Origin of the sequence: Pseudocitrobacter sp. 73 (assembly GCF_008369545.1) — a bacterium.
GTDB lineage: Bacteria > Pseudomonadota > Gammaproteobacteria > Enterobacterales > Enterobacteriaceae > Pseudocitrobacter > Pseudocitrobacter vendiensis.
Genome location: NZ_VTZO01000010.1, coordinates 16,916 through 30,753 on the forward strand (window position 1 = coordinate 16,916; position 13,838 = coordinate 30,753).

Consider the following 13,838-nt stretch of genomic DNA (forward strand, 5'->3'; position numbering starts at 1 on the left):
TCTGGTAAAGCCCGGAAGGGTATCAGAAGCATCTTCCGGTATTCGTAAAGCCTGATACCGGGCGGGTGAGAACAAACCCTGCCGGTATCAGTGGTCCGTCAGTTGCTGGCAGTTTCTGGTCTCGGGAAGCTGAACAATAACTCACGATAGTACTCGTACTGTTTCTGGCGTAGTTCGAGTTCGCGAGGGAGGCCTTCTTCAATCGAATGGGTCAATCTGTCGAACTTATCCAGCAGGGCTACGATGCGGTTCTGTACTTCTAATGGTGGTATCGGTATTTGAAACTTCGAAAACTCTTCTTTCGTAATCGTTTTTAATGTGCTTCCCCTTGCAAATTCCTTTTCCAGGTCAAATTTTGCTTTTAACTGATGAGCAAAATATTTTTTATTTACTGCTGCTTTGTATTTCGTGAATATTGCTAGCGTTCTATCCACATAACAGTCATATTGCGTTAACGCTACGCGACCGATAGTTCCCTGCAGTGACACGATAACGGTCCCCGCTTCAACAAATACACTTTTGGATTGAGCTAACTTCGAAATTTGTTGTTTGGTGCTTCTGTGCAATCTGAATCCAAAATCGGCAACATCCGCAACCTGAACAAAAGGCATGCAGCCTTCACCATTATACCATTCACTATTACCATACGGCTGGGGAAATGAGCCCCGCCTAAAGGAAGCTACCTCGTCGAGAGTTTTCCACTCAACCCCACCCTCTTCAAAACTCAGCAATTTATCACGATAGTAGTTGTACTGTTTTTTACGCATGGTAAGCTCAGCTGTAAGCTCAGCTGTAAGCTCAGCGGTAAGTGCAGTAAATTTATCCAGAATCCGGACGATTTCAGACTGGATGGCCAGAGATTTTTCAGGATTGTCGGGGCAAGGAATTGGGAATTTATACGATGATAATTTTTTTATTCCTATAATGGATAAACCGCCACTTTTGTTAGCGTTTTCCTTGCACCATTCCCCAAAGTGATGGAATCTATGGAATAAATACCTTATATCTATAATTCCTTTAAATCTGCTAGTTAATGAAAAATTGGTAATTTGCTGATTGGTCAAATGTGGTATTTTGACCAAAGCAAACTCTCCTATTGTTGCCGTCGTTGACATAAATATTGAATCTTTAGGAAAAAGGTTGCCTTTAACTCCTGCTTGATTCACATGCATAATAGAATCATTAAGCTCTCTGCCATTAGTTCGTATATCCTCAAGCCTAAACCAAGGGATATTCCCATCTTCCCAAAATTCTTTTTTAGCTTTAGATGGCGTATAGCCATTTTTAATGTTGAAAATCTCAGCGGCAGTCAACCACTCAACCTCAACCCCATCCAGCAACTTTTCCAGATAACTTAGCTTGTTCATTTCTGCACCTCGCAGCCTTCAATTTCAGCCACAATCGCATCAATATCTTTGCGCAACTGGTCTATTTTGCTGACCGTGGTTTTCAGCTCTGCATTCAACTCAGCAATATTGATTATTTCGCGGTTATCTTTCGCTTCCACATAGCTGCTCACTGACAGGTTATAGTCATTCGCTACAATGGTTTCAAACGCGACAGATTTTGCCAGATGAGCAACATCTTCCTTGCTGGCAAATATCTGCATAATCTGGTCGATATGGGCATCGGTCAGGATATTGTTGTTAGTCTCTTTTTTGAACAGTTCGCTGGCATCAATAAACTGAACGCGGGTATCTGTTTTGTGCTTTGACATCACCAGAATGTTAACGGCAATAGTGGTGCCGAAGAACAGATTAGGTGCCAGAGAAATCACCGTTTCAACATAGTTGTTGTCGACCAGGTATTTACGAATTTTCTGCTCTGCGCCACCACGGTAGAAAATGCCCGGAAAGCAGACAATCGCAGCGCGCCCTTTAGCTGACAGGTAGTTTAGCGCATGTAGCACAAACGCAAAGTCAGCTTTTGATTTCGGGGCCAGTACGCCAGCCGGGGCAAAACGCTCATCGTTAATCAGCGTCGGGTCATCGCTGCCAATCCATTTCACCGAATACGGCGGGTTAGAAACGATGGCATCAAACGGTTTTTCATCTCTGAAGTGCGGCTCAGTCAGTGTATTACCCAGCTTGATATCAAACTTGTCGTAGTTGATGTTGTGCAAAAACATGTTCATACGCGCCAGGTTATAGGTCGTATGGTTGATTTCCTGACCAAAAAAACCTTCTTCGATGATATGGTCATCAAACTGTTTTTTAGCCTGCAACAACAGCGAACCGGAACCCGCTGCCGGGTCGTAGATTTTGTTAACGTGGGTCTGACCGTGCATTGCCAGTTGTGCAATCAGCTTAGAGACGTGCTGTGGTGTAAAGAACTCGCCGCCGGACTTACCAGCATTCGCCGCATAGTTAGAAATCAGGAACTCATAGGCATCGCCGAATAGGTCAATCTGGTGCTCGTTAAAATTCCCCAGGTTAAGCCCTTCAACGCCTTTCAGAACCGCGGCAAGACGGCTGTTTTTGTCTTTAACTGTGTTACCCAGTCGATTGCTGGTCGTATCGAAATCGGCAAAGAGACCTTTGATGTCGGCCTCAGACGGATAGCCGTAGGCAGAGCTTTCAATAGCGACGAAGATACTGTTTAAATCAGCATTCAGCCTGTCGTTGGTGTTAGCTTTAGCTGCAACGTTGCAGAACAGCTGGCTCGGGTAGATGAAATAGCCTTTAGTCCTGATGGCATCGTCTTTGATGTCATCGGTAATGATGCTGTCATCAAGTGCAGCATAATGTATGCTCTCATCCCCTGCTTCCATGTAGCTGGAAAAATTCTCACTAATGAAGCGATAGAAAAGTGCACCGAGTACATACTGTTTAAAATCCCATCCATCCACTGAGCCTCTGACATCATTGGCAATGGCCCAGATTTGACGGTGTAACTCTGCACGTTGCTGAAGGCTTGTCATCTTGTATCCTGTTGTATGATTCTTATGTACTGTTATTGGCCCGATTTTATCGCAATTTCATATTGATGACAGGTTTTGTATGTCATGCGTTGCACTGAGAGTTCGTTTGCCCGGTTGTGTAGCCAACGTTCTTTCAGTCAGGCCAGTAGAAACGTTGCGCTGACGATAAATACTGAAGCCCCGATACTATCGGGGCTGAACGTTCAGTCGGTGAGAATTTCTTCATCCGTATCTATTGTGGATGGTGATGAATCTATTTTTGTTGTAAGAAATACCCGATTCAGTAGTCTTTGCTTTAGGGCGTTTCTTCGCTCATTGTAGAATTCCTGGAAGCGACTGAACTCAATATTTTCATCTGAAACTAACAGCATTGATGGAGTATAGTTGTTTGATGAGTGAGATAGCCATTGTTTCAGGGATGTATCCTGTTTACTTATATTCTGAGAGTGATTCAGTAAATGAAGATTAGGTATGGTGTCCCAGTGTTCCGGATTTTCGTAAAAGTTGAGTTTCTCCGGTGAATTCGCAATATAATCTAATTTTTCAAGATATTTATTTGAAAAATGATTTCTTGGATGAAGGTGATCAATATGAAACACCTCGGTCGGATTCATTTCAGGGAACAGAAGATGCAATAGTGCGCGGCAGCGACCTTCGCCATATCTGATATTGAGAAGGCTTTCGATGTATTCGTCGTCAAATCTGAGGTCCTTATTCGAGCCTTTGTACTTATTAATAATCTTCTCAAGAGGAAAATGAACATCTGAAAGACTATTCTTCATTACGTCTCTGATGCTCGTGAGTAGCGCATCTGCCTGGCTTCCAAAGATCCCTTTCAGAAGTACCATGTAAAACCACTGGCTAATTACTGAGCGTTCATTGTGGTTTTTATTCAGGAGGTTAATCGTTGTATATAATGGATGTCCACTGGTTTGCTTTTTGTAAAGCCAGTAGACCACAGGAATGACTGCATTTTTAGATATCAAAGACTGTGGATTGATGCCGAATCGCCTGATAAGAATAAAGGTCTCCTTGATACAGGATTTTATTTCAGACCATTGTTGTTGTATCTTACCGACCTCCTCTGAAGTGAAGTTTTTTACTTTGAACCGGACGTCAGAGTCAATAAGCATCAGGCTGGTTTTTAAGAACCAGTCTCTTTCAATATAAAAACCCATTTCATTATTCTGATAAATGTTTTTTGTCAGTTCATCCAGTTCTTTTCTGAAATCACCCTGCCAGTGCGCTACCGCTATTGACATCAGTAAGTCGGAGAACTCAAGTTTTGTCCCCCCGCTGTTCGTGCGGATGAAAACATCCAGCACATGATCAATGTCCTGACTGCTCTCATTGAAGTAGTGGATAAGATTCTCAGTTCTTATCTTGGTATAAAGTTTAAGCAGAGTTTTTCTGGAAAATTCACTGGAAATGAGTCCTCTTTTTTCGAGTTCTGGTACGACAACGTTAAATAAAATATCATCAGGGGAATCATACTGCTCGTATTTGAATATTTCGTGCAGGCAGAACCAGTGATGTTTGTTGTCTGTAAGTGAATCAGTGTATTGCTTGTCGGTCAGGAACCTGAAGTTATACTTCATCATGAGCTCATCGTCTGAATTAAGTGGCGCTGTTAAATCGACGTAAAGCTTTCTTGGCGGCAGGATGCGATCATCCTGTGCCGAAGGCCACCACACCCGGGGCTGTTTATACGCATACGTTCCACACAATCCAATATATAATGATGTGAGACGCTGCTGACCATCAATCACCGCCTTGAAATCATGAAATCCAGCATTTGTTGCTACGCAGGGGTTTTCTTCATTAAATCGCTGACAGTATTCTTTCAGGAATTCATAGAATTTGTAATCGTTTTTAATACTGGCACTACGGATATCCCACATCATGAAAGAGTTTATCGGGTAGTCTCGCATGATGGAATCAAACAGCAGACATATCTGACTGCTGCTCCAGACGAACTTCCTCTGAATTGCAGGCAGAAGATAGTGGCGTAAATTAATTGAATCTATCGCTTGTTTTATCGTTATTGCTTTTTCATACTGGCCAGCCATCATAAACCTCATATGTTATATTAGCTGGCCTATTTTAATTTATTGCGTGTCGGTAGTACAGTCTTTGCACAAACTAATTTATGCAATGGAAAAGCTGACGGCTCGGTTTGTGTTTTTCATTCGGGTAGACTCGCATTGCGGATGCACAAAGTGATGAAACCTGTCTTGCTATATTTTTACCGAAGTTAACAAGTAGGCCGTGCTTTATTTTTTCACCCTCTGCCCTGATGCTGATGACAAAGCTGAACTGATATACGATTACCTCAATGAGGTCATTGCCAAATGTTATGATGGCGGCGTTGTTTATTTCATATTCATAATCCCTCAGGTCAGTGTTAAGTCTTGCTGTTGCATCTACAAGTGCGTATTCTTTATCGATAATCATAACTTTCTCACTCATCATGTTAATGTGACTTAATCATCACTAATAATATGTTGTGATTTTAATTACGATTATTCGTCTGTTTACTCCCGTAATGCATTATCTGATGAATAATGTTCATGTGGGGTAAGGCTTCCATAAAGTCAGACTGTTCAATCAGCGAAATGAGTGTGTTATCGATCTCAAACGTTGTATCCGGTAATACCTCAACCAGCCTGATTCGGGACAGGGAAATAACGAACACGCCCGATGACGTACATCCGGCAAGAAACCACTCCGCATGGCTGCAAAGCAGACGATAGGGATGAACGGTATGGCTGACGTTTTCGTCGGTTCTGATACGCACCTGGGTCTGGTTGAGTATGGCGAGCGTCAGTCTGCTGAAATCACCAAAGAGCGTGGGTTTCTGGCGCGGCTCCGGGAGCATAATCCGGTAGGGTGAAGGGTGCTCCCCGTCAAGCAGAAGGCTCAGCAGTTTGGCGTCCATCGCGGGTAACAGACGGTCAAGATGCAGCAACCTCGCCAGTATCTTCATATCCCGTTCCGTGCGGCGACGAAAGTAATGCGAAGCGAGCTGATATACGCCGTTGTTCTGTTCAATATCAAGATAGGTGAGGCGGACGTTAAAATCCCGCCGCAGCGTGCGCGTCGTCACCCCAAATTCTTCTGCCAGCGTCCCGATATGCAGCTTTTCACCCTGAAACAAACGGCTCAGGATGATGGAAAGGCGGGTTGCCAGTCTGTCATGTTCGTTTTCTTGTGTTATCAGCGTCATACATCATTTCCGAATTTAGCCGGGAAATAATGCCAGCAGTAGCGGACAGGATTTGTCCGCCCTCTGAAGTTTTTTAAAGTCTGAATACCTTAAATGTAAGTGCTAAACGTCAGTATTCTCAGGTGAATAAAGATGCTTCTGGCGCATGTAGGCAATAAAAATGCAGGATGGTAGCGTCACCCGGTATGCGGGACCGGCTAAATCTATCAGTAGCCAGAGAGAACTGAGCACCCAGCCCACGGGACCGGCAAAAGCGCCCATGGTACGCGTCAGCATGGCATTTCCTGCAACGGTCAGCCCTCTGCCTAACAGGGCTTTCGCCACACCATTTGTGACAACAAGTGCCATCTGATAGGCCGCAAACCCGGATGTTTTTATCCCCGCCTGGATTGCCATGGTCAGCAACTCCGGCGTGGGGTTGCTGTAGCCTGTCTGCAATTCTTCCGCCACGGTCTTTAGCTGATCGGGCGTCATCTTCTCAAGACTTTTCTCCAGGATCTTCATCAGCAGATTCATTTCAATGGTTTCAACACTGGATTTGTTGTTGTAGTTCACCTTCATTTTATCGCAGGCATCGGTAAGAATTTCCCGGTACAGCACCCCTTTACCCCAGCGGAGCAGCGTGGCAAAGCTGTTCGCCCCAAACGTCTGAACCTCGGCGGCAATGGCATCCCAGTAGCGCGGGTGGTTGGGCTTGTGTTTTTTATACTGAGGATCATAGGTCAGCGTTTCCGTGATGCGTGCCAGTCCGTCTTTCGGATCGCAGATAAGCACAGAAACCAGTAAATCCAGATCGTCACGATGACAGTGGCGCAGAAACTCAAGGTCGGGGTCGTGTCGGTAGGTAGCCATATTTCACCTCATTGCAGATATTGGACCTGACAGTTTAAGGAAGCCCCCGGACAGGGTTTGTCCGCCTGAAAAACAAAAAAGTAAAAAAAAAACCTGCCCGAAAGCAGGTTTCTGTTCACCGGATGGAGGTATAACGCGTCGGGATTACTTTCCGCGCCATTCCTTTTCCACTTTATCCGCAAAGGCATCGCACTGCCGGGCATATTCCGGGTTATAGAGCAGCTCCGACTGCGAAAGCTGCATGGCGGTCATGCTGCCGTTACGGGCGTTCGATTCGAGCCAGGTTCTGCCATAGGTTTGGTTCATCACCTGAAGTACCCTGTTGAATACCGGTCCGTTGAAGCGGGCATTGAGATTAACGCCTTTTACCTGAAGGCCGCTGTCACTGGTCTGGGTCAGGCGGGTGGAGTACATCGCGCAGAAGGTCGAGTTGGTTATCATCTGAGCGTCAGCCTGCTCGTCGGCGAACGCGCTGTGGCTGAAGGCTGAAAGCAAAATTGTGGCGGTTAACAGTTTAAAAATTTTCATCATGTTCCCTTATGGATTGAAAAGCGGAGACAGCCTGCCATACGGAGTGGTCAGGAGATGTCCGGCAGAGAAAAAAGTCAGGGTTTCAGCGAGGGAGCCAGTCGCCAGCGGTGAGGTCCAGCGGATTCGAGCACAAAGGCCAGATGGGTGAGGTCCCGTCTTGCGGTACGGGGAGATACGTCAAACTGCCGGATGATGTAGCGAACAGATATTGTCTGACCGTAAAGCAGCGCCATGGTCAGCCGGATAAGCCGTTCTCCCTGTCCGGTGACACGTTGCCTGCAACGGCTGGCTTTCATCGTTGCCATACGCGCCATCGGTCCCCTTTCTGAAAAGAATCGAGGTGTCTGGCAAGCCAGATATCAGGGCACGAATCGCCGGTAACGCAGCGGGCAGTAAACCGGTGGCAGTTAAAGTCGAGCAGGCTATAAGGATAGCGCTGACCCACTGCCGCCTTTGCCCGTTCAGCGGCCCGCGCACAACCCTGAGGCGTCAAATCCATACAGTCGGTATACACCGAGATAGCGGAGTTCCAGCCATCGAGCCGGTCAAGAAAACCTTTAGCCTTACTTTTGATAACGGTTCCATCGCCATCAAGATGAACAATATCGCCGTTACCCACATAGATACCGCTGTGTGCGGCAAGGCCAAAAAGCAGTTCGCACTGCACGATACCGCCGTAAGCCGGTTCATCGACGCAGGAGAGAATGCAGTTATCGATAAATGAATCCACGAAGTTCAGCAGCAGAAGCCGGTACATAACATTCAGTTCCTTACTATGGGGGAGAGGGGGGATGCGGGGGAAACGTAGTGAACACTCAGCTTTCCCACAACGTACGGACCGTGAAAACCCCCATATCGTGGTAAGCCATAAAGTTACTTTCCCATAGCGACCAGAACTCACGGGCGTCGACATGAGAGATATCGCCACAACGGGAAAGCCACGTGTATTGTTGCGTCCAGCTCACATCGACATCTTTTTCAAGCTCAGGCCATGGATGTCCTGCATAGTGAAAATCGGTGACGTAATCGAGCTGCCAGTCTTCTCCGGCAGGGATGAGGCGTATTTCGACCGGATGCCAGCCGCCCTTTTCCGGTGAGTATTCAGGGTCACGGAAGTTAATGGTTAATCCGGTGATGGGGTGACGATGAGGCGGTTTTTGCGCAACGATACCCAGAAGCAGTTGAGTGAACGACCGGGAGAGCGGCAGCACATAGCCGCCCTGCAATATAGCGGGTGATGACATAGTGAATTTCCTTTTTAAGGGGTATGGAACACAGAAAAAGCGGGGGATTAGTCCTGGCTGATTGCGGCAAGCTGCGTCAGACGGTGCTGCCAGTCGGCGTAGCAGCGGTGCATAAAAAGTCTGCTGCTGTCCGCTTCGATAAGGCAGATATCCGGACTTCTGAGCACAGCAGCAAGAAAACCTGCGTTATTGGTGCTGCCCTGACCAAACAGCGGGCGAAATACACGGGATGGAAAGCTGTCTGGCTGCTGTTCCAGAATGGCGTGAATCGCATCAAGCGCTATCCATTCACGGGAGAACAGGCCCCCTTCGCCATTGGCGGTTAAACGCAGGGCAAGGCTCCCGGTATCACCCTCCTTACCCAGCTCATACGTCAGCAGACCCTTACTGTGGGGACTGATTTTCTCGGCGTCCCCACTGTAGAACACGGTATAGCTTTCGGTGACGGCGGCTTCGGTAGCGATTTTTTTCTTACTCATGGTTCAGCGCCTCAATCAGGTTCTGGAGTTGAGTGATAACGGTTGTGTCCGGGAACACCAGATAGATACCCTGTCCGCTATCGCAGACGATGCCGAGCAGGAGATACCAGCCATCATCAAGCGCGGTGACGTATTCAGGGTTAGCCAGTGCCACTGCCAGCAGCGGGTCTTCGGGGAGTGTGTCATCGTGGTTGAGATGCCAGAGCAGGGTTCCCGTTTCGTTCCAGAAGGCGGTAAACAGGTCGATATCATCGACAGGGCCAAGGATTTCATTGCTGAGGGCCACCAGTGCGGAGGCGGGCAGGTTGAGAATGGGAAGACTGGTGGGAGTCGTGAGTTTGAACATGATTATCTCCATAAGTAATTGATTCATATTGATAATATGTTTTCAAATGACTTTTAGTTACATTTTTTTTACGTTGTTTGCTTATTTTGGATTATGCCCTTAAATTTAGTGGTGGGCTGGCGTTAAATCCCGTTTTTTTCCGATTTGCAGCATTTTGTAAGCAAATTAGCATGAGCTGTTTTAACTGAAAATGAGAGAACGCTTGCGCACAATTGCTATTGATTTTCTTACTTATTTTCTCAATCACAAAACGCCTTAAATAGTTCAAAAAACAAGCAACACCCCATAATCGATATTATTTATGGAGAGAAACGACGTTCAGGCCTGAAAGTGGGGGAGTGGCACTTTCAGGAGATTAAGGGGGCAAACAGGCCTCTTTAACGCGTGTTTTTCTCACCAAAATGTCAGAGCCGGTGATTTGCACTTCAGTATTTCTGCCAATACTATTCGCTTCATGTGCTGGCCAGCATCTAACTCAATACCCTTAATTTGTATTAATTGAGCGAGATGTATGCATTATGAAACCCGATAGTTCTTTAAACCTAATAACGCTGACAATGAAACAGAATGAAGTTGATTCTGTGGATGGTCGCTTTTGTAAGTCAGCGCAAAACATCAAAACCAGCGTTGACGTTGATGATTGCTGTGTTGAACCAATGGCCCGACATCGCAGCCCAAAGAATCAAAGAGAGGCATTCACTAAAGCTTTTTTTGATGAGTGTAAAACCCGTGCAATACAAACTGGCCGGACTATCGAAGCCAGCGATACAAAATGTACCGGGCTTAAGGCTATATTCCACTCATCCGGACGCATTAAGTTTATTGTCCGCAAAAGTATTCGCGGAAAGAATGTTTACGTTGCAGTAGGAAGTTACCCTGAATTTTCCATTAATAACGCAAGGGAACATGCCTTTAAAATAATTCAGGAGCTTAAGGCTTCCGTTGAGACTTATGGTGAGCGTTTTCTTACGCACAGCAAAATAACGTTTAATGAACTTGTGGAACAGTATGTGAAATTCGTACTCAGCACGGGCGTTAAGCGTTCAGCTAACACCGACCTTTCTAAGATCCGTAAATACCTGCGCCCTCTTCTCGGTGACAAAAAGCTGGCAGGTATGACGGAGGCAGATATTCTGAGCTATCTGCATAATCTCGATCTCAAGCCTGCCACCCGCAACCGCCATCTGGCGCTCATTAAAGCGGTGTTTACCTGGGCTATACGCATGGGATACATCAGCCGTTCTCCGGCGCTTTATATCAAAGCGCTGCCTGAAGTGACGTCAGATCGCCGCGCCATGGATGACTCCCAGCTTCAGCGCTGGATGGAAGTCTGTGAGTGCTGGCGTAATGGTAAACCCGATCATGAAGCCCTTACTCTTCTCATGTTCCTTGCCCTGACGGGGCTGCGTCTGGGGGAAACCCGTCACCTTCGTCTTGAAGATGTGGACTGGAGCCGCAAGGTTATCACCCTTCGCCATACCAAAAACGGCAAACTACGCCGTGTACCGGTATGTGATAAGGCTTTCGTTCTTCTGACAGAACAGCGTCAGCATCTGGGTGATGAAGGCTGGGTATTTCCGGGCAAGGGAACCGACAATCCGGTTGCTGAGCCACGTCGCCTGCAAAAACGACTTTGTGAGGCTGCGGGTATTCCACCGTTCACCATCCATGAGATGCGTCATACCTTTGCGACAAAGCTCATTGAGAGCGGGGCCGACATTCACACCATCAAAGATTTATTGGGTCACAGCACTATCAAAGTAACCGAAATATATGTGCACAGTTCGCCCGCGCGTTACCACGAAGTCGTTAACCGGGCGATGGGGTAACAACCTTCACTCAACGGTATGGTTTTTAACTATGGTTCTGATGCACCCGTTTTCTGACGGTGGCGTAATTTGATGGTAATACACATGAATAAAAAAGTGACAACTAATGTTCCTAAGGTTTCCGGGATTAAGCGTATTCGCGTTTTTGCTGACCGCGATAAAAATTTCACCAAAATGTCGGAGGCAATTATCAGGCGTGCTGAAAAGACTGAAGTCGGTGAAGATGATATCGCTTCACTCGGTATTAGTGATGGGCTGCCACGGCATTATGTGAATACGGCTGATGGCCTTTTCTACATCGGTGGACAGAAACCTGTGCTGGTTTGCGGTACGCCAGTTGTGCCTGTCGCCCTGTTTTGCGGGAAAGATAAGGAGTCCAGTCTTGGGATTCGCCTGATGACCGGTAACGGGCTGGGTAAGTATGTTAAGGCCCTGGTGCGCTTTGAGGATATTGTTCAGAGCGGTGCTCAGGTAGTAGGCAAACTGGCAGATCGTGGATTTTGTGTTGGCTCCTCTCCACAGCAGTTTGCCCTTTTTGACCGTTTTCTTCAGCGCTGCCGGAGTTTACCGCTGCCTGTCTATCTGATGGCAGATGCGATGGGATTCGTTTCGGAGGATATGGCCTTTTTACATGGTCATGAGCCCGTTGTGACCTCTCTGACCGGGTTTGATTATCTGCTGCCGGGATTCCGCGTGCGTCCCGGACTGCACAAAGGTGGGGCTCTGGAGGAGTGGATTAACCTCATCCGGGAAAATGTCCATGGCTGGGCGCAGACCTTTGCGCTGAGTGCGTCCTTTGCTTCGATGCTTCTGGTTCCTGCCGGTATGGATGTGGGCATGTTTCATTTTCACGGCGTATCCACCACCGGTAAAACGCTTCTCCTGATGCTGGCTGCATCGGTCCATGGTGATGGCAGCGAGCCGGGTAGTGGGGGGAATGTAAATATTATTCGCTGGAATACCACGCCTAACGCGATGGAGCGCCTTCTCGCTGACTATTCCGGTCTGGTCGCCTGCGTCGATGAACTGGGTGCGAGTAATCATAAGCAACTTTCCTCACTGCTTTACAACATTACGTCAGGTACGGCAAAAGAGCGCCTGAACCGTGGCCTGACGGCAGATGAGCCGTTTAAATGGCGCATGTTTATTCTCTCCACCGGTGAGATGTCAATCTCCGAAAAGCTGGCTGAACAGAAAGCCGTGTTACAGGGAGGGCAGGAGCACAGGGCCATCAGTATGGAACTGTTGCCTGAGGATGCTCAAAAACCGGATGAACCGGTATCAGAAACACGTGCCCGTGCAGATGCACTGAAGACGGGGCTGGCAGAGGCTTATGGTCATGCCGGGCCTGCATTTATCGGCAAACTGTTATCCGGGAAAAATACGGCTGGCGGTCTTCGCACCTACGCAGAGTTTTCATCCTGGCTCCAGGAACAGACAGATGATTGCTGTAACGCTCTGGAAGAGGCCCTGAGGGATGAGGGGCGTGATATTACCCGCGTTCAGCGGCGCGGACTGAAAAGATTTGCGCTGGTATGGCTGGCAGGAGAGAAGGCGCTGAAATATGGCCTTTTACCTTTCGAAAGCGATGCGGTGGCTGAATCCGTTATGTCCGCTGCACGACGCTGGCTGGATGATAACCAGAATCAGTATAACCCGGTGCGTAACATGCTGGAGGAGCTTCAGCTGACGCTGGTGACAAAAAGCAGCAGGCACTTTATCACCCTGCGTGACGAACATGCCCGATGCCCGGGAGATATGTGGGGATTCGTCCATTACAAAACCGGCGACTTCCTGATTTATGAATCGGTGTTTGAAAAGCTCTGTTCTGAAAAGGGACTTAAGACCGTTGATGTGGCCAGACCGTTAGAGCGTTCCGGTTATCTGCTTGGCGAAAGTGCCGGACACTATAAAAAAAGAGCGCTGAAGACGATGGCGCAGTCTTACTACCAGGTCAAAAAAGCGTTTCTGAAATGCAATGTGATGACCGAATTTTAACCCTGAATAAAACCATTTTGACTGAATAACAACGAATAGAAGGTGATGTATGATTTTTGAATCAGACCAGTACTATGACGGTTTTCCTCACGCTATCAGCAGCGAAAATGAAGAAAAAACCTCATTCAATGATTACGCTCTGGTTAACACACTGGCGGAGTGCCTGTATCACGACATTTCTCGTGAAATCTTCGATGGCAGTGAGCCGGCGCTCCGGGCCGTCATTGCCAACGGTGAGATTAAATTCCTGGCTCGTTATACGCTTAGAGGGGCCTGCTATTATGAACCCCTCGGCAGGTTCCCTCGTATGTCTATTAAAGACGCGCGCGAGTGTGCTCGTGAACTCTATAACAGATTTGATGATAACCGGGGGCCGGATGAAGATTATGAGCATATCCCGTTCTGACTGATAG

At 47.3% G+C, this 13,838-nt stretch carries 16 protein-coding genes; 4 read left to right on the plus strand and 12 right to left on the minus strand.

The genetic code is table 11. From position 1 onward, the window contains the following. Nucleotides 1–98: 98 nt before the first annotated feature. The 12 genes from F0Q32_RS11810 to F0Q32_RS11865 all read right to left on the minus strand — a co-directional run bounded on the left by F0Q32_RS11810 (nucleotide 99) and on the right by F0Q32_RS11865 (nucleotide 9,598). The gene (locus F0Q32_RS11810) at nucleotides 99–1,367 is read right to left on the minus strand and encodes a restriction endonuclease subunit S (RefSeq protein ID WP_149463221.1); all 1,269 of its coding nucleotides are present in this window, start codon (nucleotides 1,365–1,367) and stop codon (nucleotides 99–101) included. After that, nucleotides 1,364–2,920, minus strand: coding sequence for a type I restriction-modification system subunit M (locus F0Q32_RS11815; RefSeq protein ID WP_042111447.1), 1,557 nt, complete (start codon nucleotides 2,918–2,920; stop codon nucleotides 1,364–1,366). Before F0Q32_RS11815 ends, F0Q32_RS11810 begins: the two co-directional genes overlap by 4 nt. A 203-nt stretch (nucleotides 2,921–3,123) precedes the next feature. Then, complete coding sequence (locus F0Q32_RS11820; RefSeq protein ID WP_255475279.1) at nucleotides 3,124–4,992, minus strand: DUF262 domain-containing protein; 1,869 nt, start codon at nucleotides 4,990–4,992, stop codon at nucleotides 3,124–3,126. Between the two features lie 70 nt (nucleotides 4,993–5,062). Further along, entirely contained in the window at nucleotides 5,063–5,374 is a 312-nt protein-coding gene (locus F0Q32_RS11825) for a hypothetical protein (protein WP_023337782.1), read from the minus strand. 58 nt (nucleotides 5,375–5,432) lie between these two features. Further along, nucleotides 5,433–6,146, minus strand: a complete 714-nt coding sequence (locus F0Q32_RS11830) for a YafY family protein (protein ID WP_023205801.1) — start codon at nucleotides 6,144–6,146, stop codon at nucleotides 5,433–5,435. A 102-nt stretch (nucleotides 6,147–6,248) separates the two neighbouring features. Then, a complete protein-coding gene (locus F0Q32_RS11835) occupies nucleotides 6,249–6,998 on the minus strand; it encodes a DUF3944 domain-containing protein (protein ID WP_000257250.1) in 750 nt (249 codons plus the stop codon). A gap of 144 nt (nucleotides 6,999–7,142) precedes the next feature. After that, nucleotides 7,143–7,526, minus strand: a complete 384-nt coding sequence (locus F0Q32_RS11840) for a hypothetical protein (protein WP_058657722.1) — start codon at nucleotides 7,524–7,526, stop codon at nucleotides 7,143–7,145. Nucleotides 7,527–7,603: 77 nt separating this feature from the next. After that, a complete protein-coding gene (locus F0Q32_RS11845; RefSeq protein ID WP_149463222.1) occupies nucleotides 7,604–7,843 on the minus strand; it encodes a DeoR family transcriptional regulator in 240 nt (79 codons plus the stop codon). Next, nucleotides 7,822–8,286, minus strand: a complete 465-nt coding sequence (locus tag F0Q32_RS11850) for a lecithin retinol acyltransferase family protein (protein WP_023337779.1) — start codon at nucleotides 8,284–8,286, stop codon at nucleotides 7,822–7,824. Before F0Q32_RS11850 ends, F0Q32_RS11845 begins: the two co-directional genes overlap by 22 nt. A gap of 58 nt (nucleotides 8,287–8,344) precedes the next feature. Further along, the gene (locus F0Q32_RS11855) at nucleotides 8,345–8,773 is read right to left on the minus strand and encodes a DUF2787 family protein (RefSeq protein ID WP_026080582.1); all 429 of its coding nucleotides are present in this window, start codon (nucleotides 8,771–8,773) and stop codon (nucleotides 8,345–8,347) included. A 47-nt stretch (nucleotides 8,774–8,820) separates the two neighbouring features. Then, the gene (locus F0Q32_RS11860; RefSeq protein ID WP_149463223.1) at nucleotides 8,821–9,252 is read right to left on the minus strand and encodes a hypothetical protein; all 432 of its coding nucleotides are present in this window, start codon (nucleotides 9,250–9,252) and stop codon (nucleotides 8,821–8,823) included. Further along, complete coding sequence (locus F0Q32_RS11865) at nucleotides 9,245–9,598, minus strand: hypothetical protein (RefSeq protein ID WP_033488138.1); 354 nt, start codon at nucleotides 9,596–9,598, stop codon at nucleotides 9,245–9,247. Before F0Q32_RS11865 ends, F0Q32_RS11860 begins: the two co-directional genes overlap by 8 nt. Before the next feature lie 567 nt (nucleotides 9,599–10,165). Here F0Q32_RS11865 and F0Q32_RS26530 point away from each other — a divergent pair. The 4 genes from F0Q32_RS26530 to F0Q32_RS11880 all read left to right on the plus strand — a co-directional run bounded on the left by F0Q32_RS26530 (nucleotide 10,166) and on the right by F0Q32_RS11880 (nucleotide 13,831). Next, a complete protein-coding gene (locus F0Q32_RS26530) occupies nucleotides 10,166–10,465 on the plus strand; it encodes a hypothetical protein (RefSeq protein WP_223230162.1) in 300 nt (99 codons plus the stop codon). 143 nt (nucleotides 10,466–10,608) lie between these two features. Further along, nucleotides 10,609–11,427, plus strand: coding sequence for a site-specific integrase (locus F0Q32_RS26535; RefSeq protein WP_255475285.1), 819 nt, complete (start codon nucleotides 10,609–10,611; stop codon nucleotides 11,425–11,427). 84 nt (nucleotides 11,428–11,511) lie between these two features. Further along, a complete protein-coding gene (locus F0Q32_RS11875; protein WP_029403624.1) occupies nucleotides 11,512–13,425 on the plus strand; it encodes a DUF927 domain-containing protein in 1,914 nt (637 codons plus the stop codon). A gap of 49 nt (nucleotides 13,426–13,474) precedes the next feature. Then, nucleotides 13,475–13,831 carry an Arm DNA-binding domain-containing protein gene (locus F0Q32_RS11880; RefSeq protein ID WP_033488140.1) on the plus strand — a complete coding sequence of 119 codons (357 nt, stop codon included), beginning with the start codon at nucleotides 13,475–13,477 and terminating at the stop codon, nucleotides 13,829–13,831. The last annotated feature ends 7 nt before the right edge of the window (nucleotides 13,832–13,838 follow it).

Excerpts from the sequence above, each read along its gene's own strand:
- F0Q32_RS11810 (WP_149463221.1), bottom strand. The coding sequence starts at position 1,367 with ATGAACAAGCTAAGTTATCTGGAAAAGTTGCTGGATGGGGTTGAGGTT.
- F0Q32_RS11815 (WP_042111447.1), bottom strand. The coding sequence starts at position 2,920 with ATGACAAGCCTTCAGCAACGTGCAGAGTTACACCGTCAAATCTGGGCC.
- F0Q32_RS11820 (WP_255475279.1), bottom strand. The coding sequence starts at position 4,992 with ATGATGGCTGGCCAGTATGAAAAAGCAATAACGATAAAACAAGCGATA.
- F0Q32_RS11825 (WP_023337782.1), bottom strand. The coding sequence starts at position 5,374 with ATGATTATCGATAAAGAATACGCACTTGTAGATGCAACAGCAAGACTT.
- F0Q32_RS11830 (WP_023205801.1), bottom strand. The coding sequence starts at position 6,146 with ATGACGCTGATAACACAAGAAAACGAACATGACAGACTGGCAACCCGC.
- F0Q32_RS11835 (WP_000257250.1), bottom strand. The coding sequence starts at position 6,998 with ATGGCTACCTACCGACACGACCCCGACCTTGAGTTTCTGCGCCACTGT.
- F0Q32_RS11840 (WP_058657722.1), bottom strand. The coding sequence starts at position 7,526 with ATGAAAATTTTTAAACTGTTAACCGCCACAATTTTGCTTTCAGCCTTC.
- F0Q32_RS11845 (WP_149463222.1), bottom strand. The coding sequence starts at position 7,843 with ATGGCGCGTATGGCAACGATGAAAGCCAGCCGTTGCAGGCAACGTGTC.
- F0Q32_RS11850 (WP_023337779.1), bottom strand. The coding sequence starts at position 8,286 with ATGTACCGGCTTCTGCTGCTGAACTTCGTGGATTCATTTATCGATAAC.
- F0Q32_RS11855 (WP_026080582.1), bottom strand. The coding sequence starts at position 8,773 with ATGTCATCACCCGCTATATTGCAGGGCGGCTATGTGCTGCCGCTCTCC.
- F0Q32_RS11860 (WP_149463223.1), bottom strand. The coding sequence starts at position 9,252 with ATGAGTAAGAAAAAAATCGCTACCGAAGCCGCCGTCACCGAAAGCTAT.
- F0Q32_RS11865 (WP_033488138.1), bottom strand. The coding sequence starts at position 9,598 with ATGTTCAAACTCACGACTCCCACCAGTCTTCCCATTCTCAACCTGCCC.
- F0Q32_RS26530 (WP_223230162.1), top strand. The coding sequence starts at position 10,166 with ATGAAGTTGATTCTGTGGATGGTCGCTTTTGTAAGTCAGCGCAAAACA.
- F0Q32_RS11875 (WP_029403624.1), top strand. The coding sequence starts at position 11,512 with ATGAATAAAAAAGTGACAACTAATGTTCCTAAGGTTTCCGGGATTAAG.
- F0Q32_RS11880 (WP_033488140.1), top strand. The coding sequence starts at position 13,475 with ATGATTTTTGAATCAGACCAGTACTATGACGGTTTTCCTCACGCTATC.